The 25,262-nt window shown below is 45.7% G+C and carries 19 protein-coding genes and 2 pseudogenes; 2 read left to right on the top strand and 19 right to left on the bottom strand.

Annotation, left to right across the window (positions count from 1 at the left end):
• The 3 genes from P8O70_04150 to P8O70_04140 all read right to left on the bottom strand — a co-directional run.
• Positions 1–471 (bottom strand): biotin--[acetyl-CoA-carboxylase] ligase (locus P8O70_04150; protein MDG2196073.1); only part of this gene is annotated, 471 nt, incomplete at its 3' end.
• Between the two features lies 1 nt (position 472).
• Positions 473–1,702, bottom strand: coding sequence for a type II secretion system protein GspK (locus tag P8O70_04145; protein ID MDG2196072.1), 1,230 nt, complete (start codon positions 1,700–1,702; stop codon positions 473–475).
• Between the two features lie 71 nt (positions 1,703–1,773).
• Complete coding sequence (locus P8O70_04140; protein MDG2196071.1) at positions 1,774–4,449, bottom strand: tetratricopeptide repeat protein; 2,676 nt, start codon at positions 4,447–4,449, stop codon at positions 1,774–1,776.
• Between the two features lie 121 nt (positions 4,450–4,570).
• Here P8O70_04140 and P8O70_04135 point away from each other — a divergent pair, with 121 nt between their 5' ends.
• Both P8O70_04135 and adk read left to right on the top strand, forming a co-directional pair.
• The gene (locus tag P8O70_04135) at positions 4,571–5,896 is read left to right on the top strand and encodes a glutamate-5-semialdehyde dehydrogenase (GenBank protein ID MDG2196070.1); all 1,326 of its coding nucleotides are present in this window, start codon (positions 4,571–4,573) and stop codon (positions 5,894–5,896) included.
• Between the two features lie 25 nt (positions 5,897–5,921).
• Positions 5,922–6,563, top strand: a complete 642-nt coding sequence (gene adk, locus P8O70_04130; protein ID MDG2196069.1) for an adenylate kinase — start codon at positions 5,922–5,924, stop codon at positions 6,561–6,563.
• A 99-nt stretch (positions 6,564–6,662) separates the two neighbouring features.
• Here adk and P8O70_04125 read toward each other — a convergent pair whose 3' ends face one another.
• The 16 genes and pseudogenes from P8O70_04125 to P8O70_04050 form a co-directional block, all read right to left on the bottom strand.
• The gene (locus P8O70_04125; GenBank protein ID MDG2196068.1) at positions 6,663–7,679 is read right to left on the bottom strand and encodes a LacI family transcriptional regulator; all 1,017 of its coding nucleotides are present in this window, start codon (positions 7,677–7,679) and stop codon (positions 6,663–6,665) included.
• Between the two features lie 60 nt (positions 7,680–7,739).
• Positions 7,740–8,879 (bottom strand): acetylornithine deacetylase, encoded by a 1,140-nt coding sequence (argE, locus tag P8O70_04120; protein ID MDG2196067.1) that lies wholly within the window; start codon positions 8,877–8,879, stop codon positions 7,740–7,742.
• Positions 8,880–8,903: 24 nt separating this feature from the next.
• The gene (locus tag P8O70_04115; GenBank protein ID MDG2196066.1) at positions 8,904–10,091 is read right to left on the bottom strand and encodes an amidohydrolase family protein; all 1,188 of its coding nucleotides are present in this window, start codon (positions 10,089–10,091) and stop codon (positions 8,904–8,906) included.
• Positions 10,092–10,138: 47 nt separating this feature from the next.
• A pseudogene (locus tag P8O70_04110) lies at positions 10,139–10,378 on the bottom strand (ABC transporter ATP-binding protein).
• Positions 10,332–10,649 (bottom strand): amidohydrolase family protein, encoded by a 318-nt coding sequence (locus tag P8O70_04105; protein MDG2196065.1) that lies wholly within the window; start codon positions 10,647–10,649, stop codon positions 10,332–10,334. The pseudogene P8O70_04110 and the gene P8O70_04105 overlap by 47 nt, the downstream one beginning before the upstream one ends.
• Before the next feature lie 227 nt (positions 10,650–10,876).
• Positions 10,877–12,421, bottom strand: a complete 1,545-nt coding sequence (locus P8O70_04100; protein MDG2196064.1) for a tryptophan 7-halogenase — start codon at positions 12,419–12,421, stop codon at positions 10,877–10,879.
• 93 nt (positions 12,422–12,514) lie between these two features.
• Positions 12,515–13,888: an alpha-glucosidase/alpha-galactosidase gene (locus tag P8O70_04095; GenBank protein MDG2196063.1), complete on the bottom strand. Its 1,374-nt coding sequence runs from the start codon at positions 13,886–13,888 to the stop codon at positions 12,515–12,517.
• 41 nt (positions 13,889–13,929) lie between these two features.
• Positions 13,930–15,585 (bottom strand): ABC transporter ATP-binding protein, encoded by a 1,656-nt coding sequence (locus tag P8O70_04090; protein MDG2196062.1) that lies wholly within the window; start codon positions 15,583–15,585, stop codon positions 13,930–13,932.
• A gap of 11 nt (positions 15,586–15,596) precedes the next feature.
• A complete protein-coding gene (locus P8O70_04085) occupies positions 15,597–16,715 on the bottom strand; it encodes an ABC transporter permease (protein ID MDG2196061.1) in 1,119 nt (372 codons plus the stop codon).
• A complete protein-coding gene (locus tag P8O70_04080) occupies positions 16,712–17,737 on the bottom strand; it encodes an ABC transporter permease (GenBank protein MDG2196060.1) in 1,026 nt (341 codons plus the stop codon). Before P8O70_04080 ends, P8O70_04085 begins: the two co-directional genes overlap by 4 nt.
• Before the next feature lie 82 nt (positions 17,738–17,819).
• A complete protein-coding gene (locus P8O70_04075; GenBank protein MDG2196059.1) occupies positions 17,820–19,943 on the bottom strand; it encodes an ABC transporter substrate-binding protein in 2,124 nt (707 codons plus the stop codon).
• Positions 19,944–20,043: 100 nt separating this feature from the next.
• Positions 20,044–21,522, bottom strand: coding sequence for an alpha-glucosidase/alpha-galactosidase (locus P8O70_04070; protein MDG2196058.1), 1,479 nt, complete (start codon positions 21,520–21,522; stop codon positions 20,044–20,046).
• A gap of 23 nt (positions 21,523–21,545) precedes the next feature.
• Positions 21,546–22,460 carry a phytanoyl-CoA dioxygenase family protein gene (locus tag P8O70_04065; GenBank protein MDG2196057.1) on the bottom strand — a complete coding sequence of 305 codons (915 nt, stop codon included), beginning with the start codon at positions 22,458–22,460 and terminating at the stop codon, positions 21,546–21,548.
• Positions 22,453–23,316, bottom strand: coding sequence for a phytanoyl-CoA dioxygenase family protein (locus P8O70_04060; GenBank protein ID MDG2196056.1), 864 nt, complete (start codon positions 23,314–23,316; stop codon positions 22,453–22,455). Before P8O70_04060 ends, P8O70_04065 begins: the two co-directional genes overlap by 8 nt.
• Positions 23,317–23,329: 13 nt before the next feature.
• Positions 23,330–24,643, bottom strand: a pseudogene (locus P8O70_04055) (alpha-glucosidase/alpha-galactosidase).
• Positions 24,644–24,894: 251 nt separating this feature from the next.
• A complete protein-coding gene (locus P8O70_04050; GenBank protein ID MDG2196055.1) occupies positions 24,895–25,059 on the bottom strand; it encodes a hypothetical protein in 165 nt (54 codons plus the stop codon).
• Positions 25,060–25,262 lie beyond the last annotated feature (203 nt).

The following is a 25,262-nucleotide window of genomic DNA, read 5'->3' as shown; positions in this document are numbered from 1 at the left end:
CACATGTAAAGTAGTCACTTTATCTTTGAGTTCGTTGGGAAAGTCAGAAGAATAGCCATTCACATTCAAACCAATACCAATAATCAGACTATTAAGTCCTACCTGATGCCAAGGTCCTCGCTCAACTAAAATTCCAGCTAGCTTTCGACGTCCAACTAACAAATCATTGGGCCACTTCAGACGTAGATTCGGTAACCCTTTTCCAGACAAGCTTCTAAACAATGCCAACCCACTCCAAAGGGCCCAAAGATGAAGTCTATCTTCAGGATCTGTTGAGTGAATAACTACTGAAAAAGTCAAAACATGGTTTGAGGGGCTTATAAAAGTCCTCCCCGCTCGTCCTCTCCCACTCGTTTGTTTATGGGCCCAAACGGTTAAGCCATGCTGTGAACAAAGTGAAATGTTGCCAAGCAGATAGCTATTTGTGGATGGCAACTCGACAAATTCAAGCAATGGCTTGCCAAGTGGCATTTTAGTTCAACGAAAAGTGATGAATGAACATTCCATCTTTAATGGGCTCTCCTTTATCATCCCTTTGGATTTGGACAATTGCTTCCACAGATGCAAGCACACCGTCCATTTCTGCTTTCAATCGAATTTGGTACCATTGGCTGAATCGAACAAAGAACTTTTGCTCCGCTTGGCGTGGAAGATAATTGGTTGTTGGATCGGCATCCAGAGCTGATTGAATTGAGCCAGCTTGACGATATTCAGCATCAACCATCATGTTTAGTGGGCCAGTGGTTTCCTCTTGCTGCTTGAGGACCGAGGCGATATTTGCCGCATTGATCACATATTCCTGGATGTTTGACTCAAAAAGTTCAGAAGGAATCCGATCCTGATCGAATCGGTTCAGAAATTCAATAATCTCTTCCTCAGTGGCTAAATTTACATTCAAACGGGATTCTCCTGCTGGGCTTCCCGCTTCGGGTGGTTTGCCCACGGGGTATGTTGTGAAATAGCGCTCCCAACTTTCCCAAGGAATTCCGCTTTCTCTAAAACCCATGATAAGCCGAAGTTCATCGAGATGATCCAAGCCACGATTCTTCACGATTGTTTCTTGGCCGTAGTCTAGATAGCTGAGTTGTTCAGCACCAATACTCCCCAAGTAAGGGGTTGTGTAAGGCGTCTCTCCATCCTTTGCGTCTAGCCAATCAAATATATTTCCGTAGATCTGCATGACTTGATTTTCAGCAAGGTAGGATGGGACCCCTGCTTCTACCGGCACGCCGTCGACAGTAGTAATTGGAAAGTTGCTGACCATCTGGAAAAATTGTGTACTGAGCCGAAGATCGTAGTCATTACCCGGTACAGGAGTTCCTTCTCTTAGTAATCGATTCAGGTTGAACAGGTGATCAATCGGTCGAATGACAGGGCTGTAGAAAACGATATCCTCGAAGTCTTCAAGAACTCCCTGAGGGAGTTGTGTTGGTGGTGGAGGATTCAAAATAGAAGCGTTTTCAACTCCAGCCAATGTGTTCAATTCTTGGAGAAATTGGAGATCCTGACGAAAGAAAGTTATTTCATCTCTTGTTTGCAGGCCTTCGAGAACAGCCTTTAGCATTGATTTTACAGCATTTCTTGCTTGAAATGATGCTTGAAAATTCCTAATTCCTCGAGTTTCCAGTGTTGTTTGAAATGAAAACTCAACCATGAAAATTGAGAGGAGCATTAGAATGACCAACGTCAACAATAATGCCATTCCTCGCCTAGATCTGAATTGCTGTCGGTACATTGATTGTTTAAGTAGCTGCATAACCTAAGGATACAGGTTCAAGAGGCAGAGCTTAAGCTGGGTGGAGCTGTGTCAGTGTCGCCTTGGCGGAAACGATTGAATTGCTTTAGGAGATAAGGGTAACGATCTGAATCAAGGGGAGTGATTAAGATAGCTCGCCGAATGGTCTGAATCGCTTCAATGGGTTGGCCAGACTGGAAGTAGGCTTCAGCTAGAGTATCTAAATGATCTACAGATGCCTGAAGTCTCACAGCTTTTTGAGCCATGCTCAATGCTTCTGAGGTATTTCGAAGTTTAGGATCTCCACTGGTCAAGAACGTCCAAGCTAGGTTATTTAAACTTGCGGCATGATCAGGTTGGAGAATCAATACTTGTTGGTAAAGACGAATCGCTTCTGGTTCCTCATGTTGAAGGGTTTTTAAGACTGCTAATCGAAAGTTCCCCCAAACAGCATTCGGATAAATCTTCAAAAAACGAGCATGATACTGTTGACTTCGCTCGAGTTGATCGAGATCAGCATAAACATTGCCCAATCGGGCGTGTATCCAAGGATGGTCAGGGACTTCCTTCAATATGCTTCGATATATTGTCTCGCTACGTATTAGGCTACCAGTAGATTCTGCTTCCATTGCCAGTTGAAAGCGAACCCAGATTGGTTGAGTGAAAATTTCTTTGAGTTCAATTTCCTGACTTGGCAGAGTCTGCCCTGTACGCATTTGATGAGCAAGCCTGCGCAAAATTTCCTTTTGAATAGGAGGTAATGAAGCATTTGTAAGTTGTTGCCGAGCCCGGCCGAATTGCAGAGACATCGTTGATTCAAGTGTTTGGAGACTTGCGTCCTTCTGAGGTCCAAGCCACAGCTCCAATTCTATTGGAGGCTGTAAAAGTAAAAATTGATACCAGGTCCAAAGATCCCAGTCGTGGTTGAGTAAAGAATATTCGACTAACTTCAACGAAATATGAGGTTTGCCTAATTTTCGGTAAGCAAGAGCTTGATGGTTCAGTAGCGGAACTCCTCCAACATCTTTTTCTATGGAACTAAATGCTGTAAGTGCTTCGGTCCATTTACCTTGAATTTCCAACAATCGACCCAAAAGAATCTTGAGCGAAGCAGATTCAGGTGATTCCTCCATGGCTTTCTCAATGATTTTTTCTGCTGCTGCATATTTTTCATCGTGAAGGAAAATTTCAGCCAACTTGACTCCTGCCCATTCTGATTCGGGGAACTGGCCTAACATTTCAATCAAATCAGCTGAAACATCTTTTGAAGCATCCTGAGCCAACTGTAATTCAATCCAGAATTGCCACATTTTTTCGGTTGGGACATTACTTTCAAGAGTGTCAAGAATTCTCTGCTTAGCCTGTTTGTTGAGCCCCATCTTTTGTTCAAGCGAGACAACCTGAAGAATCAAACTTTCATTCTCAGGTTGTTTAGAGAGAAGTCTCAATAGGAGCTTGTGTGCTTCTAGAAGTCTTTGAGTTCCTTGATAAAATGTTGCGAGTTCTTGATAGATCTCCGAATTATTTGGATATCGTTCGAGACCTTTCAATTGATGCTTTTCGTAAGACTCAAATTCTAATTCATTCAGGTAGAGCATCCCCAGAGTTTGGTGCAGTGCGAGTGATGTCCTCTCAGGCTTCTGCATCCATGATTCCATCAATTCAATGGCCTCTCTTGAGCGATTTAATCGTTCGTAGCATTCGGCTAGTTGCTGTAAAGCCCAACGATTTTCAGGATTGGTTCTCAAGCCTTCCTGAAGCCAAAAGCTCGCGTCTTCCCAGCGTTTAGAAACAAGATAAAGTTGAGCAAGGCGTAGTTGAGCCCATGTGTAATCGGATCTGAGGGCTAATGCTGATTGGAGGAGTCGGCGACCTTCATCTTCATTTCCACTTTGCCAGATCACTGTGCCAAGATGCGCAAGAGTCCAGGAATCTTTCGGGAAACGGTCATTCATCACCAGAAGAGTCTGACTGAGATCTTTCATCACACTCTGATCACCTTGATCAAGCAATTCCTCCAAAAGGGAGGCATGCATTTGGAGGAGATTATAATCTTCAGGCTCTAGCCTGAGCGCCTTTTTGATGGCTTCGATTGCGGAATGTTGTTCACCGGCTTGTTTCTGTAGAATTGCGATTTGCTGCCAGACTGCAGCTTGTTGGGTGTTAAAGTTCGCTGCTGTCTTGAAAGCAGCTAGTGCTTCGGTTGTCTGGTTTTGGCGACTATGGAGCATCCCTTTCCAGAACCAGGCTTCTGGAAGTCCAGGATTCAGTTGAAGTGCTTTTGAAAGGTCACTTAGTGCAGCTTGATTTTCACCAGCTTGGGCTTGGAGCTGGGCTCGATCCAAGTAGAGGCTAGCACAATTACAGGATTCAAGTCGATCCTCACTGTAATACTCTAATGCAACTGTGTTTTGTCCTGAACTCAAGTATAGACGCCCCAACGAGGAGGCTAGTCGCTCGGAGGTAGGGATGTTTTTTAAACCTGCTTCATAAACTTGTTCTGCTTCAAGAAGTTGCCCGGTTGATTGATAGTGTGATGCCAAACGGACATATCCCAACTCGTTGCTTGGATCGATTAGTAAAGCTTCCCATTCAGCATATGCAGGATCCTGCAGCGCTAATTGAGTATGCAAGCATCCATTCAAAGTCCCCAAGCTGCAGATAAAGCCGGCCAAAATCGTTAGATCATTTATAAGTGAAAAGGCTATCCGCATAATGTTCTTGTATGAAGCGTTTCTTGTAATTACAGGGGGATCTCTGTAAAACGAATCACGACTATAAAAAATTCATTCTACCGAAATCAAGAGATCGAAACAAAGTATTTTGCAAACCCAAATGACAATAACTCTAAGACAGCTGGCGGAACAGGCTAGAAGTGCATCAAGGCAACTAGCTAATCTTTCAACTGAACGAAAAAACGAAGTACTTTTGGCATTCGCTAAAAAGATTCGGGAAAATACTGAGCCTATTCTATCAGCCAATAAAAAAGACTTGGAGTCTGCGGATAGAGTGAGAAGTCATGGAGAACTGAGCGACAGCTCTATCCAACGTCTCAAACTGAATGCTGGGAAAATTGAGCAGATGGCAAAAAATTTTGAGAGTGTTGCTGCTCTTCCTGATCCAGTGGGCCAAGTTCAATTGGCGACTAGGTTGGATGAAGGGCTGGATTTGCACCAAGTATCTTGTCCCATAGGAGTTCTGCTGGTTATTTTTGAGTCACGTCCTGAGGTGGTAGTACAGATCTCAGCATTGACTCTAAAATCTGGAAACGCTGTCATTCTTAAAGGTGGTAAGGAAGCTTCTGAATCGAATGCTTGTTTGTTCAGGATTCTCGATCAGGTTCTGGGTGAGTTTACTGATCTGCCAGCTGGGACTGTGAATTTACTTCAAAGCCGTGAAGCTGTCAGCGAGATTGTACAGCAGAATGATTGCCTTGATCTGATCATCCCAAGAGGTAGTAACGCTCTTGTGCAGCAAATCCAACAACATTCAAGAGTTCCAGTGCTTGCCCATGCGGATGGTATTTGTCACGTTTACTGGGATCGTTCTGCAAGCTTAAGCAAAGCAATGGAAATTATTATTGATGCCAAGACAGAATACCCAGCAGTCTGTAATGCCATGGAGACGTTATTGATTCATGAGCAAATTTCAGAAAGTGAAATAAGTCAGGTCCTTTCTAGTCTTCTGGAAGCTGGGGTCGAACTACGGGTCTGTTCAGCAATTATGAAAAAGTTCAGTAGTAACTTAGATAGATTGGTTCACGCATCAGAACAGGACTGGGCAAAAGAATACACAGATTTGATTTTATCAGTCCGTCTGGTCTCCTCCCTTGATGAAGCGATTGGACACATCAACCAATATGGTTCCGGCCACACGGATACGATCATTGCAGAGGATCGGCCGATTGCAGAAAAATTTATGGATCAAGTGGACGCAGCTAATGTTTTTTGGAATGCCTCGACAAGGTTTGCTGATGGTTTTCGATATGGCTTTGGTGCAGAAGTAGGGGTTAGTACTTGTAAAACTCACGCGCGTGGCCCTGTGGGATTAGATGGTCTCGTAATATACAAATACAAATTGTACGGCAATGGCCAAGGTGTGGCTCGCTACCATGAAGGAGGGAGGCAATACCTGCATCAACCTCTATCACAACTAAATTGATTGCAGAAAACTGAAAGGAGATGAAATGAGAATGATTCTTTTGGGGCCACCCGGCTCAGGCAAGGGAACCCAAGCACAAAATCTAATGCAAGACTACGGGATGGTGCAACTATCGACAGGGGACATGCTTCGTGCAGCCGTTGCTGCAGGCTCTGAGGTTGGCAATCGAGCAAAGGCTGCAATGGACGCGGGCAAGCTTGTTTCAGATGAAATTGTTGTGTCCATTATCGAAGAGAGAATTCAGCAGGAAGATTGTGCTGGTGGGTACTTGCTAGATGGGTTTCCAAGAAACGTGACCCAGGCAGAGAAATTGGATGAAATGCTAAAGGAGGCAGGGCAAAATATTGATTTCGTTATTCAACTGGAAGTTGATGATGAGCTGCTGGTCGAGCGAGTGACAGGTCGTCGGATTCACAAGCCAAGCGGTCGGAGCTATCATATCAAGTTTAATCCCCCACAGATTGAGGGCAAAGACGATGTCACTGGAGAAGATCTAATTCAGCGTCCAGATGACAATGAAGATACAATTCGTGAGCGTCTGAATACCTACCATGCTCAAACAGCTCCTCTCATTGACTACTACGGCGAACAGGGCATCCTACGAAGCGTCAATGGGATGCTCGGTTTGGGTGAAGTCTATTCTGCCATCCGAGGGACGATCTCCTGAATAAAAACTTCTCGCAATCAAAATTACATTTTTGGTTGCGCGGAGATCTCGTTCAGTATTTTGCCACTAGTAAAAACCTTCTCGATTGTTCTTCCCACCTTAATTTTCTTGCCGATGCAGAAACTCTGGTTCTTGGAGGATTTGCAATTTTTCAGCAGACTCACCCTCTATTCTACTAAGTAATAATTTACACAACTGTTGACCAGCCACCTCCAAGGAAGAGTGATAGGCATTGATTCGTGGAGTGTTGAATTCCAAGTAATTTGTTCCTTCGAACGCGATCAAATCTAGATCTTTCCCTAAGATAAGATTTGCTGAATTCATTTCGGTTAGAATCCCCAGGGTAGTTGATACACCAGGAGAAACAATCGCGGTTGGAGGATTGGGAAGTTCTATGAATTGCTGCAGAACTTTTCTACCAGCCTCGAAAGATAAAGCAGTACTAACCTGCATTTCCTCTTGGAAGCACAATCCACAACACTCTAATCCTCTTAGAAAGCCATCAAGTCGATGTCCAGAATAATTCAATTCTTCTGGAGGATTGATCATTCCAATTCTTTGGTGACCAAGCTTGGATAGTCTGTGAACAGAATCTTCCGTAATCCATTCATGTCGGACATCATAGAAAGCATGAGGCTCAGAAAGTTTTGTTCGGCCGAAAGTGACAAACGGAAATTCTTGTTGCTGTAGGTAGCGAACGCGTGAATCATCATTCCGCGTTTGACCAATGATCACACCGTCAGCTAATTTGCCCTCGACAATGCGCTTGATTGGCTTAAGCAGATCTTCTTCTTCAAGTCTTGGCTGAATCGTCAGGGTGTATGGGCTATCCTGAAGCGAGCGGAGTATCCCTTGGCAATAGAACATGAAACCCATTGCTGGGAAGGCACTCTGTGGTTCTGGGGATAAAATCAAAGCGATGGTGTAGCTGCGCCCAGTTCTTAGAATCAACCCTCCCTGGTTGGGGACATACCCTAATTTTTCTGCAGCTGATTTCACTCGCTTGATGGTTTCTGGGCGAACCTCTGGTCCATTTTTGAGTGCCCTGGAGACCGTCGTTACAGAAAGCCCCAGAGTTTTGGCAACTGTCTTTAGATTAGTGCGTGATCGAATCATGCTCTCTAGAATTGACGAGCAATTTGCTCAGAATTGTTCTTGCTCTATTAGCCTGAGTAGTTAGGACAGACGCTGGATCAATTTCCTCAAGAATTGCTCTCCCTGCTCCATCTGATCAATAGAGATGAACTCATTTGGTTGATGAGCCTGGTCAATGGATCCAGGGCCACAAATGACGGTGGAAAATCCTGCTTCCTGAAATTGGCCCGCTTCTGCGGCATAAGCCACTCGGGAGCGAACAATGTTTCCTGCCAAATCTTGAGCAAGTTTCAGGGCGAGGCTGTCTGCTACCTCCTGAAGTGGAGGGGTATCGGCCAAGATCGTGGTTTGTATATCAGCATCCTGATGAACCGCTTGCATCTTTGGTAGAATGACTTCCTGGCAAAATGCTTGAAACTCTTCAAAGACACTGATTGCGTTTTCCCCAGGAATAACACGTACATCCCAGAGAAATTCGCACTGACGTGAAATAATGTTTAATGCAGTCCCTCCATGAACAACACCAGAATGAACAGTCGTGTGGTGTGGTAAAAAGCCATTGTTGGTTGGAGTCGCATCTCTGAAGCAGGCCTCTCTCTCTGAAAGCCAGTTGATCAATTTAGCTGCGTTCATCACAGCACTGACCCCACGATGTGTTTGGCTGGAGTGCGCTTCGTAACCAGTGACAACAGTCCGGAAAGCACCAATTCCCTTGTGAGCTGTAACGGCTTCCATCATTGAAGGCTCTCCAACAATCACAGCCTCCGGCTTGGGTATTTGTTCCTTGATTTGATCGATCAGGCGTGGAGAGCCCAAACAGCCAATCTCTTCGTCATAGGAAAGAGCCAGATGGATCGGCTTCCGTAATGATTTCATCTCTGGCACTAACGAGAGAGCAATAGCGCTGAAGCCTTTCATGTCACAGGTTCCTCGTCCGTAAAGCTTGTTTTGCTTCTGAGTCAGTTCAAAAGGATCTGTGTTCCAAGGTTGACCATCAATTGGAACTACGTCCGTATGCCCAGAAAGAATTACCCCACCTTCGACAGCAGGTCCAATGGTAGCGTAAAGATTAGCCTTGGTCCCCTCATCATTCGGGACTCGAACAGCGGTGACACCGTATTTGCCCAACCACTCATCAACAAAGTCGATTAGAGGTAAGTTGCTGTCTCTCGAAACTGTGGGGAAACCGACTAAAGTTTTTAGCATTTCAATGGAATTCATTGTTTTCCTTTGGGGGATTAGATTTCAGACGACGGCTTTCCCATTTTTAACAACCAGTCGGTGGTTTTTTCGATCACTCACTTGAAGGATATTTTCCAGTGGATTGCCATCAACGATAAGGAAGTCTGCAAAGCAGTTCTTTTGAATACGCCCTCTTTCGTTGAGCGTCAGCAGATCTGCCGCATTGGATGTTGAGAATTTCAAAGCATCGAGGTTGCTGATGCCAATGTCTGTCATGAAGCGTAATTCTCCTGCGTTGGCGCCGTGTAGATTATAGGGAGTTCCTGCATCAGTCCCCATCGCAATTTTTCCACCAGCTCTGTAAAACATCTTGATTGAATCCTGATGGCGATCCTTGATACGGAGAGATTTCTCAACGGCAAAAGCTGGCACTCCACGATCTTTATTCTCCACGATATTCAGCAAGGCAGAAAGGGTTGGCACCAAGTAGGTACCGGCTGCCAGCATTTCTTCAACACATTCATCTGTGAGAAAAATACCGTGTTCAATTGAGTCAATTCCTGCTCTTACTGCATTGAGTACTCCCTCAGACCCTTGGGCATGACTCGCACAGGTTTTATTGAAGCGATGACCTTCATGAATACCCACGGTTAGTTCCTCAAGACTGTAATGAGCATCTTCAGGATTGACGCCTGGAGTCATCACCCCTCCGGTTGCCATGATTTTGATCACATCTGATCCTGCATGGACCTGCTCACGAATTGCCTTGATGACTTCATGAGGACCATCCGCCACACGACCGAAAGCATTTCCGTGCCCGCCAGTCATACAGATCATTTGGCCAGCAGCAAGAATAGTTGGTCCCATTTGGCGACCTGAGTTGCAAGCATCTCGCACAGCAAATTCCAAGAAGTCTTTACCTCCCAGATCTCTTAAGGACGTGACCCCTGAGCGTAGTGATTCTTGAGCCCGATCCAAGGCTCTCATCACTAAATCTCCAGACTTTGATCCACCGACCTTGGACTTTGGATCACCCTCCCCGCCATAGATTAAGTGCACATGGCAATCGATTAACCCTGGCAAGAGGGTGCCTCCAGAGAAGTCAACTCGGTCCCCAGCAAAGCCTTGAAAATCCCCAACCGGGCTGACTTCTTTAATACGCACGTTTTCCACGAGTACTGCCTGACCTTCAAGTACCTGATGAAGTCCATCATAGATCAGACCACCAGAATAGAGCGTTTGCTTAACCATTTTATTCTCCCAGAACGGATTGAAGCATTGGCAAAGTAAGTTGGTTTTTAAAGTCTTTGCTCCTCAACAGCATGGCAAGCCACCTGACCAGACTGGCTAGTGATTGGTAAAGGCAGCTCAGTTTTGCAACGCGCTGTTGCGTACGGACATCTTGGGTGAAAGGAGCAACCTGGTGGAGGAGTGATTGGACTTGGCACTTCGCCCGCAACTGGTGTTCTTGGACGTCCACTGAATTTTAGGTCAGGGATCGCATCCAACAACATTTGGGTGTAGGGATGCTTGGGTTCTCCGACGGAAATCCCCATGTCCACCAGTTTGACTTAGAGCTCGACCTGCAATCCAAATACGTGGACCACGAATCAAGCCTTGTTCCTGTGCGGCCTGAATCCCCCAATCGGCGCCAGCTGCATCTCTCACAGTTGTGAATCCTCGGTCGAGCATCTCTCCCATCAACTTGCCAGCCATCGCGGTCACCAAAGTTTGCGGGATACTGTCTACATTGCGGATATTCAGGTCACTGAGGATCACGTGGCAATGGGCATCGATCAATCCGGGCATCAGGGTTTTGCCCTTCAAATCAATCTGCTGTGCATCGCCCATTTGGATTGGTTGATCACTGACTTCCTTGATTCGATTCCCCTCAATCAAAATGGAAGTGTCAGGCCTTGGTTCATGAGAATTGGCGTCAACAAGGGTACAGTTCTCTAGAATCGTGAGGTTCATAAATCTACCTGTGAAGTTTAGGATTCTTTAATTTTTGCCCTAAATTACCGACTGTAAGTGATTTAAGCACTTACCTTCGAAAGATACTCCCGGTGTCCCAAGCTTCCCTGGGCCATTTCTAGATATTTGCTATGAAGCTGCTTCAATTCTTCCTGTGCCTTGCGCTTTAGATTCCTGTTTGACATTTCCTGACGTGCAGCCCCCTGAGAAAGCAGGCCCAGTCCATCCAAAACCGGGAAGTACAACTCAGTTTCGACGTGAGGAAGTCCTGAAAGAAACCCCTGAAAATGTTGGCGCTTGGGCAGACTCTTCTGCCATTGTTCCAAGCGGTCAATAGATTCCTGCCCCAAGCATTCTTGATGAACAAATTCCCAAAAAGGAGTGTCTCTTCTTTCAGAACGATAGTGGATGTTCAAAAATGTTTTGAAATCATCAAACTGATGAGCAATTCGCTGATTGAAATCTTCTCTGCCGCTGTAATCTTCATTTAGAGTGGCTGCTAAGTATTCTTTGGCAAAAAGGATTAGCTGTACGAGAGTACTGTGAATTGAGGTGGCTTCCAGAGGTTCGAGAAAGCCTGCTGAAAGACCTACTGCCACACAGTTATTACGCCAACTATCCTTCATCCGACCGACCTGAAAGCGTAGATCCTGTCTTGGTTCAATCGAATGACCGAGCACAGATTCAATCTCTTCTTGAGCTTCCTCGGGGCTACAATATTCATCACAATACACATATCCACAGCCTAAACGATCTTGCGTGGGAATTTGCCACATCCAGCCAGATTTTTGAGCCCAAGCTAGCGTGTAGGCGGGAATTTCTTTTGAGGTGTCTTGATCCAGAAAGAAGGGCATTGCACGATTGACTGGCAATTCAGCTGAGTAATCAACCCACTCATTGCCAAGTGTTTTGTCGATCAAGATTCTCCGAAATCCAGAGCAATCAATAAATAAGTCTCCTTCAATCAGTTCCCCATCATCCAGCTTGAGTGATCTGATATGACCGTTGTCTTTATCCCTGATAGCTTCCTCAACGAGTCCATCAACAATCCGAATTCCTTTCGATTTTTTGCGGAGATATATGCCAACCAAGGCATTGTCAATATGGTATGCGTGAAGAAAAGGATGGTTTGGAACAAGCTGGTCTTTTTGCGCTTTTACTGGAGCAAGTCCCTTAGAGAGCAGGATCTGGAACAGATGGGCTTCTGAAACAGAACGTCCCGCAGCAACGCAATAGCTGTTCAGGTATTCAAATCCATCTTCACCGGCTGGGGGAATGAGAAAGTGAGGATCGTCGATTGGACCGTCGTAGTGGTGGCCCAGCTTCCGCCAGTCTTTGTGGCGTATTCCATATTTGATGGTACCTCTTGTCTCCCTCAGAAACTCGGCTTCTTCTAAACCAAACGAATCAAGAAAGGTTTTAAAGATAGCCGTAGTTCCTTCCCCTACCCCGATCATAGGAATCTTGGAGGATTCAATGACAGTTACTTTCGCAGATAGTTCGTGCTGTCTACAAAAGTCCTGCAACAGAAACGCACTGAGCCACCCTGCCGTACCGCCACCCAGAACGACGATCTTTTTCTCAGAACTTGATGAATTATCATTCATAAAAGCACTTTGGGTGCGTCATGATTTGAATTCTTTGAATGTTCTAAGCCTGTTTTCAGAAAAATTCTGCATTAGCGAAATCATGAAGCTTTCTTAATGTAACTCAGGAATCATGTTACCATGGGCTTCCAACATATCATCTGTTAGCATCCAGATGTCATCAAGAGATAGTTCTGCTGCGGTGTGAGGGTCCATCATTGCTGCATGGTAGACACTCTCTTTCTTGCCGGTAGCAATTGCCTCCACAGTGAGTTCTTGAACGTTGATGTTCGTCTGCATCATTGCGGCTAGTTGAGGTGGAAGCTTACCAATCTTAGTTGGTGAAATGCCAGAGCGATCAATCAAACAGGGTACCTCGACACAAGCCTCTGCTGGAAGATTGTCAATCAAACCGTTGTTGGGCACATTCCCATTGATCACAACGGCATCCCCCGTCACCACAGCACGGATGATCTCTCCGGCGTATTCATTGGATCGATAGGTGTCCAGCTTGCTCTCCTCCTGCAGGGTGTTTGCGTAATCGCCCCAACGTTTCAAAGAGTATTCGCAGCGGTCAACGTATTCATCCAGAGGAACCTGGTATTGCTCCAGAAGATCTGGCCGATCTCGCTTGATGAACCAGGGGACATACTCAGCAAAGTGTTCACTGGATTCAGTAACAAAGTAACCCATTCGGTTCAGCATCTCATAGCGCACCCGTTCAGTCAGGTGAGACATTCGATGACCTTCTGGACGTGGTTTTCTGGCTCTGCTGGAGAACTGATCTTCTCCGGAAGCAATCTTTTGAGCGAGTTCACGTAACCTTGGATATAGATCTTCGGTGGTCCCATCAGCGAGGCGTTTACCAAACTTTAGATAAAAGGCCATGTGATTGATACCTGCGCATTGGAACACAATGTCTTCCACCTTCTCACCAAGGTCGTCTGCAAGCATTTCTGCAGTTCCTTGGACGGAGTGGCATAATCCCACGGTCTTCACTTCTGGAACGAGTCTCGTGATAGCCATCATGTTCATGCACATTGGGTTGACATACTGTAACCAGATCGCATCTGGGCAGATTTCCATGATATCGCTTCCAATATCTACGAGTACAGGAATGGTTCTGAGTCCGCGCATGATTCCACCCACCCCCAAAGTGTCAGCTATCGTCTGACGCAGGCCATATTTTTTGGGAATCTCAAAATCAATCTTTGTCGCAGGATCATAGCCACCCACCTGGATTGACGTCTGAACAAAGTGGGATCCGCGAAGGGCTTCTCGTCGATCGGTGTGCATTGTGATCTTAGGATTTGCCCCAATTTGACGAGCTACAGCTTGGACAATCAGGTCTGAGACACGCAATCTTTCACTGTCAATGTCCATCAGAGCCAGTTCCATATTTTTGAATTCTGGCATCAACAATAAATCAGTGACAATTTTCTTTGTGAACTCGGTACTTCCTGCACCAATCAAACATAGTTTCACCATTTTAAATCCTGTTAATTATGAGGTTTTGGAATGAATCCGCTTCAGTTGAAGTTCTGCGAAGTACTCTGGGGTTGGTCAGAAACAACTTCAAAAGCAGCATTTACCAAGGCCTTGGTATATTCTTTTTGAGGATTAACCAAGACATCCTGTGTGGGGCCAGCTTCAACAACGTTCCCATGCTGCATGACAAGGACATTGTGGCAAAGAGCCTTGATGACCTTTAAATCATGGCTGATGAACAAATAGGAAAGTTTGTGTTTGTCACGAAGATCCTTGAGAAGGTCTATGATTTGCGCCTGTATAGAAAGATCCAAAGCCGATGTGGGTTCATCTAGGAGCACGAATTTTGGTTTCATCACCATCGCTCGGGCTATAGCGATTCGCTGGCGTTGGCCTCCTGAAAATTCATGGGGGAACCGATCCATGACATCCGGATTCATCTGCACATCTTTTAGAGCAACACGAACCATTTCATCACGATCCGCATCACTATTGCCGATATTGTTGACCACCAATCCCTCAGCAATAATCTGCCGAACAATCATGCGAGGATTCAAGGATGAAAAGGGATCTTGAAAAACGACTTGGACCGAAGTTCTTAGGTCCCTCAGATCTTTTCTTTCAACATTATCAACCCTGCGCTCACCAAAACGAATCTCTCCCCCCTGAGAACTGATCAACCGAATCAACGCCAAGCCAAGAGTTGTTTTACCAGATCCTGATTCACCTACTACTCCTACAGATTCGCCTTCTCGGACTCTAATATCAACATTGTTGACAGCGACCAAGTCCTCGGTTTTTCTGTTGAAAAAACTCCCGTGTCTTATTTTGAAAACTACTCGAATTTGATCGCCCTTGAGACTGGAGGGTGGGTCACCTTGAAGAGGGGGTGGTGAACCCTTTGGTTCACTACGTATCAAATGCTGAGTATAGGGATGCTGAGGATTGGTAAAAACTTTCTCAGTTAAGCCTCTCTCTACAATCTCTCCGTTTCGCATCACACAGATCTGCTCACTCGTCTTACGAACTACGTTGAGATCGTGAGTGATTAGCAGTACAGACATGCCATACTTGACCTGTAGATCCTTAATTAGCCTTAAAATCTGGGCTTGAATCGTCACATCAAGTGCTGTTGTTGGTTCATCTGCGATCAACAACTTTGGTTCATTGGCAATTGCCAAAGCAATCATCACTCTTTGGCGCTGACCTCCAGAGAGCTGATGAGGATATTGGTCAAGCCTCACTTCAGGTTTTGGGATTTGCACTTCTTGAAGCAGTCGCAAAGCCTCTGCCCGAGCTTCCTTCTTAGGCATTTTTCTATGGGCTTGGATGCTTTCAATGACTTGGCTCCCAACAGTATAGAGTGGATTCAGGCTGGTCATTGGTTCCTGAAAAATCATCGAGATTGCGCTACCTCTGATTTTTTGTAATTGCTCCTCTGGCAAACCAATCAGTTGTTGGCCTGCGAATTCGACGGAAGTTTTCTTCCCTACAACAGCACGCTCTGAAAGCATCCCCATCAAAGCCCTGGCAGTAACCGATTTGCCAGAACCACTCTCTCCAACGAGTGCTAGTGTTTTACCTTGAATGATATCAAAACTGGCTCCTCTGACTGCTTGAACAAAGCCTTCAATGATGGGGAAGCCAACTTCAATATCCTTTGCCTTCAATAAAATTTGATCTGAGTTTATTGACATGGATAGCTGGCTCACTTGTCAGAGTAGGGGTCAACAGCATCTCTCAACCCGTCTCCCATTGCGTTGAAGGCAAGGACAGTCAGAATGATTCCACCGACAGGAGCCATCATCCAGGGAGCTGCGTTGAAAGATTGAAAGTCTAGAATTTGGTTTAGCATGCTACCCCAAGAAACCATTGGAGGTTGCACACCCACTCCCAGGAAGGACAAGAAGCTCTCCAAGAGGATTATATCTGGTAATTGATAAGTGACCCAGACAACGATTTGGGAAGTGGTGTTTGGAACAATATGTCGAAAAAGGATTCTTGGACGAGATGCACCAACTGCTTCGGCAGCGCGGACGTAATCTAAACCCCGAATCGAAATCACCATACCCCGAATCTCTCTACTGAACTGCGCCCATCGAAGAAGTACTAAAATTCCTGCAAACATGATGAACACGAGCACCGCTTCAGCCCTCCTTGGTAAAAGTGCCAGAAGTGCCAAGTAGAGTGGTAAATCTGGAAATGCTCCCATAAATTCGACAAATCGTTGAGTCACCAAATCAAAGGTGCCAGCGAAATATCCTGAACAAACACCAACTATGACACCGATCAATGCTGCAATTGCAACAACCAAGAAGGCCATCAAGAGTGTGATCCTAGTGCCAATCAGCATTCGACTGAAAACATCTCGGCCCAGGTTGTCGGTCCCAAAAAGGTATAAGTATTGACCATCAGTTTCGCTTACTCCGAATAAGCGTGTGGTGAGTTCGAGACCCAGGAAATTCCAAGGCTCTCCTTGAACGAAAAATTGAATTGGAAATTTCTGCTCAGGATCTGGAGCAAAGGTGAACTCGTAGGTGACCGGGTCCATCTCTTCACCCAACCCGTAAACAAATGGGCGAAGATGAAAACTCCCTTCTTCGTCAAAAAAATGAAGGGACTGTGGAGGAAAATACTGTCGATCTCTATCAGTCCGGATCGGAGTGTATGGAGAGAAGAATGGGGCTAATATTCCAATGATGACAACCGCCATAACAATGATGGTTCCGAAGACCCCGTAGCGGTTACGTAGGAATCGGCGTTTAACCAATTCCCAATAGGTTAATGAAACCTTGGGAGCTTGCGTTTCAAGGCTAGTTGCACTCACGAGGCAGACTCCATTGTGGCATGACGGACTCTCGGGTCTAACAAAGCGAGTAATAGATCAGCGACGAGATTACCAACTATCAATAACACAGCTACCAGCATGAAAATCGCTGAGACAACATACATATCTTTGCTATAAACAGAACTGAGAATCAGTGGTCCCAAAGTGGGAATGCCCAGAACTATCGCAATTTCTAATTCGCCTTTGACCATATAGTCAAAACGGGCTCCCTGGTTCATGATGATGGGGTGAAGGGCATTTGGAATCGCATGCATGATCAAAATCCTCCTCTTGCTGAGACCCTTAGCACGAGCAGTTTCAATGTACTGCATCTTCATTACGTCCAACAAATTTCCTCTCATCATCCGCAAAATATATCCTTGGCCAGCCCAAATTGAGATGAAGAGGATTGGCCAGACATGTTTCAGAAAATCCAACAAGCGAGGCCAATCCCAGTGGTCTTGAAGCATGAACTGGGGAGATTGGATTGCACCGATATATGGAGAGTGCCAAACGAAGGCGAGCAAGTAAAGAATCACTAGAGCAACAACAAACTTAGGAATAACGATTCCAGTAAAAGCAAAAATTGTCGCTAGTGTATCACCAATTTTGTACTGGTTGAGGGCAGCATAGACCCCCAATATTGCTCCAATCAACTGACCACAAATTAATGTGATAAGTGCGAGGCCAATTGTTCGGGGAAACCGCATACCAATTACTTCTGAAACGGGTCTTGATTGACTGAAAGATGGACCAAAATTAAATTCTGTAATAACTCCTTTAATCCATGTCCAATATTGAATTATAAAAGGTTGATCAAACCCATATTGAGCCCTCAAAGCTGCTGCTATTGGCTCCAATTCAACTCTTGATTGCCCAGTCCTGGCTACTGTCTGATTTAGCCAGACATCTACGTAATCACCTGGTACAGCAAAAATAATAAGAAAAGACACAAAAGAAATGCCGATCAGTAAAGGTATACTGGCGAGTATTCTTTTAACTAAAAAAATCAACAAGCCCATGGGTTTTAGTCGTAGAAGAAAAGGGTGGATGGGGCTCTTGGAACGAACCCCAAATTTTCAATCAACACGGTAGGAAGTAAGCTTATCGCTTGTAGGTAGGAATGACCCCAGGCATCAGCTCAGATAGTTGCTGGTCTTTTTGTACCCAGAGTCTTTCACGAATAAGTGAATCTTCCGCCCATTCGAACATGAAGACAGGTACACCAGGGTGAGCATTTTTAACCCGTTTGTTCACCAACAAAGCTGCTGGAGCTTGAACGAGACCAACAGTGTAGACGTTGTCTGTCCAAAGCTGCTGAATCTTGCGGGCGTTTACAGCAATTGCATCCGCATCCCAAGATTGTTGAATAGCGTTAACAGCGTCAACCATATCCAATTCAAAAGGCATCAATTCTCTTGAGCCGTCAGCACTGGATGGATGAGTTAATGGGCAACCTGTGGAAATAGGCAAGAATCTGCAGGTTTCTCTTGTTGGGACTACCCAATGGTTTCTCCGCTCAACCATGTTGAAATTGCCTGACTGCATGACTGAATTTAGATCATCATATGGCTTTGGAATTATGCGTATTCCCACCTCACCCAACATTGACGTAACAGCATCAACCTGTTTTTTGTCTGTGGGTTCCCCAGTATCGTAAGCCAGATCAATTTCAGCATTCATCCCAGTTTTGGGAAGATTACGAATACCATCTCCGTCAGTATCCTTGATGCCTAGGCTGTCGAGAATCTGCATGGCTCCAGCTTTATTGTAGGCTCGGTAGTTGATGCTATCTACATCGTACCAAGGCGAACCAGAGGTAAAGGCACCAGCCCAAGGATGGGTGAACGGGCCCCGTGCAATGGATTGTCCGACAGCACCACGATCAATCGCATGACTAATAGCTTCACGAAATCTAACATCTCTGAAGAAGCCGCGTAACTCACGGTCTACATCATTTTGAACCCCTACATCCATGGAATAGTTGAATTCTAGGTTCCAACCTAGTACGCGAGGGCCAAATTGAGCTTTAGTTGGGGCGTCAGCGCTTTGGGACTGCTTCAACGCTTCAACATAGTTGCCTGGATTCTCCATGTTTGAGAAGTCACCTGTTCCCGCAACAGCTTGTGTCGTCCGGTCAGACCAAGTTGATAGTTTGAAGTGCATCTCATTCATGTAGGGAAGCTGATTTCCTTTCTCATCCACCTTCCAGTAGTAGGGATTGCGCCGCATGATCACGATCTGGTCGGGGGCATGCACTACTGCCACAAACATCCCTAGAGAAACAATGTTCTTTAGGTCATCTGCTGGTTGGGCATTCTTGTAATTCTCATAGGATTTTTGCGCATTATAACGAGGATGATGATCTTTCAGGATGTGTGAGGGTCCAGGGCATCCCTGAATATAAGCCAACGCACTAACCCGGGCTGGGCCTTGAGGCTCCTTGAAGTCAAATTGGATCGTATAGGGATCTACCACACTCATGGTGGTGCCCACCCCCATTCCATCCTTTGGCATTCTAGATGTGACTTTTTCATCCTGAACGTTATCTTCCCACCAGAAGCGTAGATCTTCAGCATCAAAGGCATCTCCATCAGACCACTTGACACCTTCGACAAGGTTCATGGTCAGAGAGGTCTTGTCTTCATTCCAACTCCAGCTTTTTGCTAGATTAGGTAGAGGTCCATTCTGCTCTTCTGGCTTTACCTGCCACAGTGGTCCTTGGCGGACAAGGCACTCTTGTAAAGTAATGTTGATGCCACCCCAGCCCTGATGCTGACCAGCTAGCCAGTTCCAGCCTTCTGGGCGACCACCAATTACATGCCTGAAAACACCACCATACTCACCGGTTCCATCAATCATTGCACCAGTTTTCATGACAAGTGGTTCCTTGGGAAGCCTGTTTTTTACAGGAGGGAGTTGGCCACTTTTTACCATCTCAGAGAGAAATGGAGCTTCACTATAGCTGGGGAGAGCCTTGTACTCCCATAAGTCACTCTGACCTACGAGATCCCACTTGAGAGTAGCCATGCTTTTCTCAGCTGGAATACGATCAGCTAAGGCTGTTGAAGCACCTGCTACTGAGAGTCCAAGTGCGGTGGTGAGAGCAATTTTTTTGGCGTGATTACCAATTTTGTTTAAGACGCTGAGCGGCTCTGACTTTTTTTCAGCAGAATCGCAAAGAGAAAGAATTTTCTCCTCGTTGAACTCGAACTCAGGATAAGTCATAACTTTCCTCCGTAGTTACGGTGAGAAGGACCCCATTGGGGGTCAAAATACTTGACAGCTTCCTGCCAAGCGGGATTCAGCAGTCGCACTGGCGGCTGCCTTAGGGCTGAAATGCGTCGTCCTCGACCATCAGGCTGGCGTGGACATCCTCTTTCAGTTCAGCAACATTACGAACCTTTTTGCGGGCTGCTCCCGCCCAGGTTCGGGTTTTGACAGTGTTCTTTGAGAGTCTTTGTCGGGCCGGTTCAATCGCCTCCTCGTATTGAGGTAGCCATTGAGCTTGAGCGATCAACATTTCATCAACCATAGCCCAAACTTCTTCTGGTGAACAAACAGCCCCAACCAGGGGATCGTGCAGCACAGCCAGCTTGAGTAACTCCACATCGCCCTTCATTGCAGCTTCAACTGACATTCGCTGGACGTCAATCGAAGTTCTGCAGGCAGAGGCACAACCCATCGGCAATTCAATCCCTGAAGCCATGTGCATACCGAAGAGGTCCACGAATCCGGTCGATTCAATGATGCATTCATCCGGTAAATTTTTGATCACACCATTGTTTTTGGTGTTGAAGTGTCCCCTATAAACTCTACCAGTTTCTTGAGCCTCGATAATGTAACTGCAGTGTTCTGTTGAACGCTCGTATTGTTCCAAGGGCAATCCTGCTTGGTCCAACCATCTTGGAAAATCATCTTCAAACCAGTTTCGACGTTCTGTACAAACCCTTAAGTAACCTCCAGTTTCCCCATGAATCCAGTCTGATAAGTCAATCCATGAATTGATTTCTTCAGGTCGTTTTCGATACCAGGGAAGATACTCGCTTAGATGTCCATTGCTTTCCGTCGAAAACACTCCGAATCGCTCGAGAACATCAATTCTTACTTTTTCTTGGTTTGAGTACTTTGGATGTTTGCGGAACGCCTCAAGTAGTTCTGCTCTTTCAATGCTACGACCGCGAAGTTTGAGTTGGATATACCAGGTCATATGGTTGATCCCGCTGCAGACATATTCCAAGTCATTTGGATCTTCTGCACCAAGTACCTCTGAGATGAGCTTTGCCCCTCCTTGCACTCCATGACAGAGGCCAATCGTGTTGACCTTCCCATAATCTAAGGCGGCCCAAGTGTTCATCGCCATTGGGTTGGCGTAATTTAGGAAGAGGGCGTCGGTCTCAGCATAGCTGCGAATGTCCTCACAAAAATCAAGAATTGCAGGGATGCTTCGCTGTCCGTAAAGGATTCCACCGGCACAAACTGTGTCTCCAACACACTGATCCACTCCATATTTCAACGGGATTTCAATATCATGTCGGAAGGCTTCCAAGCCACCGATTCTAGAGCAGTTGATGACATACTTTGCCCCAGCTAGTGCCTCTGCTCGATCTGTAGTGGACAAGACCTTTGCTGATAATCCATTAGCAGAAATATCCTTTTCGAGCAGTTTTTTCACCATCTCAAGATTGTCTTTTGAGATATCCTGAAGTGAGAATTCCGTCTCTTGTAGTTCTGAAACAGTAAGAATGTCCCGAACTAATTTCTGAGTGAAGCCTACGCTGCCTGCACCAATAAAAGCGATTCGCATGTGCTACTTTTCCATATGAGTGTTTAAACCTTGGGGTTCGTTAAATCTCTGTTCATTTTGCACCAATGGTACTTGCGGCTGCCAGTGTAAAAAGGCTTTTCCTCAGCGGAAAGGGTCCCCAAAAAATCAGGATTAGGCTCATAATCAAACCAAGGCTGAAAGAAATCCGGTGTGTATCCACCTAGAATCAGCAAGCGATCTTTCCCAGATTGATTGATCCCACCTGCATGAATCGTTGATTCGAAAAAAAGTAAGGTCGAACCTGCTGGAGCGACAACTTGATGTTGCAACTCAGGTCTTTCCTTGACAGCTTCAATCAGCAATTTCTCCGAAATATCCACCATCTTGTGACTGCCGGCGATCACAGTTGTCCCTCCGTCATCTGGACCCAGATCAGTCAGGTTTGTCAGGCATTTCACAAACGGGCAGTGGAACAACCCCTTGCTACGATAACTGAAAGCGGGATCGAATCCTCGATGCCACCCATAGTTCTCTGAGATCGGTAGACTCAGGTCTCGCCTGCGAATGTGGGCATCTGACTGCTCTAGTCGTACGCTGCCACCCACTGCATCCTCAGCAAGTCCTACGATCTTTGGGTTCGTAACATAGTCGCGGAAACATGAAGCAAGATGGGGGAGATTGTCAATCCGGAAGAAATCCCAAGTAGTTGAGGTAAAGAACATATGAGACTTGGGAGGTACTTTGTCCCGTTGATAATCCTGCTCAAACTGAAGAATTGTCTCCACCAGAACATCAACCTCGGCCCCAGAAAGTACCTTATCTAAAACAACATAACCGTAGATATCGAGATGTATCCGTTCAGCAGGAGTTAGTGAAAAGGTTTTGTTGGAAGATGTTGGTGAGATTGCAGGATTTAGATTTGGCAAGTATCCACTGTCAGGCGAACGACCAACATCTTTGGTGGGTATTTCAGGCATGAGTCTTTTCAGGCTGATTGAATTCAGAATCCCACATTGTATAGGGCGCTACCATTTGCCGGCGTTTTGGCGTGAGTCGTTTCAACAGTTCCTTTGAGGGCCGGTACTGGTGTCGGAAATTCCCCCAGGAGGGTCCGTATCGATAAACAGCAATTCGTCGAATGCCTGTGTTGCTGCGCTTGGCTGAACCATGACAGAGTCCATCTACAAAAACCAGCACATCTCCTGCTGCCATCTGGATCTCGATCGCTCCTTCGATCAAATCACCGAAACCTTCGGTACGCATTGCCACTTTCTTTAAATCTGGATGCTCAAAATTGGATTTGTGGCTGCCAGGAACAAGGACAGTTCCACCATCACCTGGGCCTATATTTGTCAGAGCAATCAGTGCGTTCACTTGACCACACATGAAGCGCCCCCCATGAAAGCGATATTGATTTCTGAGGATCGATGGATAGCCACCCGAATGCATCCCGATTGCTTTGCCGCTACCCCGCAAATTTACAAAATTCTCATCAATGAATAATGGTCCATGGGCATGATCAAATGTTCCTTGTCCTCCTACAAACAACTTCATGTGTTCAATCCAAGCAGGATGATCTATCAACCTCTCAAAGGGTTCTCCGGCTTCATAGATTTGCTGCAGATTCAGACCAGACTGCCCATCATCTTTGTAGTCGTGGAAATGTACGTTTCCGCAAAATGTTCCGGGTTCTTGTTCAGGAATTGAATCAATGCATTGATTTAGCGCCTTCACTTCTTCAGTGCCCAACGCATTTTTCAGAACGATATACCCGTTGAGGTCAAAGAAATAAACCTCGTGAGGAGAAATTAAGCTGTAATCGAATCCTGTCATAATACCTTTCGTTTCAATTCAGAGGAGGAATCATGTCCCCATGAGCCTCCAACAGGTCATCCACAAGATTCCAGATTTCATCCAGTGAGAGCTCTGCAGCCGTATGCGGGTCCATCATGGCGGCTTGATAAACGTAGTCCTTTTTCCCTGTCAAGGCTGCCTCCACTGTCAATTGCTGAACATTGACATTAGTCATCATCAATGCAGCTAGTTGCGGTGGTAATTCTCCAACTTTGATCGGCTGGATACCGTTCTTGTCGATGTAGCAAGGCACTTCGACTGAGAGTTTCTGGTGGAGGTTGCTGATCAGTCCTTGATTAGCGACATTCCCATTGATCACAGTGGATTTTCAGTTTTCCAGCGCATTGATTATTGCAGCTGCGTATTCATGACTCTGACAAACCTCCATTTCTGCCGAATCATCTTCCATTTCCAGCCTTGTTTTTTCCCAACCAGTGATTTGATTTTCGCAGCGATGGATATATTCATCCAGAGGTACATTGAAGCGTTCGATCAAGTCTGGGCGATCTCGCTTGATAAACCAGGGAGTGTATTCGGCAAAGTGTTCGCTCGATTCAGTAACAAAGTAACCTAAGCGACGCAACATCTCATAACGAACTCTGTTTCCATCTGGCATACGTCCTTGCGCTTCAATTTCCCGTAGCCGTGGGTAGAGATCTTCGACTCCCTTTGCAGTTTTCTTCTCGAAACGAAGATAAAAGGACATATGGTTGATGCCCGCACAGAAATAATTGATGTCCTTGATGTTTTATCCCAAGTCTTTGGCTAGTTCCTCCGCTGTTCCCTGCACACTATGACACAGCCCAACCATCTGTAATTCAGGGGCTAGACGATTGATCGCCATGCATAGCATCACCATGGGGTTGACATAATTCAGCATTGTGGCAGTGGGACAAACTTCTTCAATGTCCTCCAGAATTCCTTTAATCAACGGAATAGTCCGAAGCGCACGCATGATCCCTCCCACACCTAGCGTGTCGGCGATGGTTTGGTGAAGTCCATATTTTTTGGGAATCTCGAAGTCAATCACTGCGCTTGGTTGATATCCTCCTACCTGCATCATCAGAATCACATAATCTGCATCACGCAATGCCTTCCGCCGATCGGTCGTGGCAATTACCAGATATTAAGTCCCAAGGTTCGAGCCATTCTTTGAGTAACAATCTCAGAAGTCTTCAGACGACTCAAATCAATATCGTGTAAAGCGATTTCTGAGTCTTGCAGTCCGGGAGTGAGCAGAACATCTCCCACAAGTCGGTGCGAAAAAAACAGAACTGCCAGCACCGATTAGACAAATCTTGGCCATTCTGAATCCAAAATTTAGTAGTTTTCGTAACGTTACGATTAATGAAAAGCCTGATTCATACTTTGATAGGATTGTCCTGTCAAATTTTTTCTTTTATAAGTTAGTGTCTGGCGACGCATAGTAGAAGTTCTTACTACCGAAGCTGACAAGGGTGGATCCCAACTACATCACTAATGTCCCTGCTCACCAACAAAGTGCCAGGGCAAAAGGATACTTGTACTCCAAAGTGTGTCGACCACTTTAAGGAAGGCCTAATGACCAAGATTTGCTAAGGCACCTGTGATGCGCTCGGCAACCCTGCTAAATTCCATCAGATGGCTAGGTAAGTCGATTATCTGGAGGGTATCGACGTGCTGCTGCCAGATAGTTTGAATCGTATAAAATCCCCGTTGAGAGACAAATCCTCCGATACGCAAGTGTGACTCTTGGATTTGCTAGTGGAGGCTAACACCGAGGCAGTGAGTATTTAAAAAAGAAATTGTTTTGACCAAAAACTTCTTGCTGAGTTGGAGCAATACCATGGGCGTTGGAGCTTAAGGGTTGTTTAGCTTATGGATGAGCAGTTTCAAAGAAACTTCCAACATCGTTTTTGATTTGCTGTAGCAAAGTGTTTTACGAT

The organism is SAR324 cluster bacterium (genome assembly GCA_029245725.1).
Classification (GTDB): Bacteria; SAR324; SAR324; order SAR324; family NAC60-12; genus JCVI-SCAAA005.
Note: the sequence above shows the minus strand (reverse complement) of the source record. Positions and strands in the feature narration are given on the sequence as shown.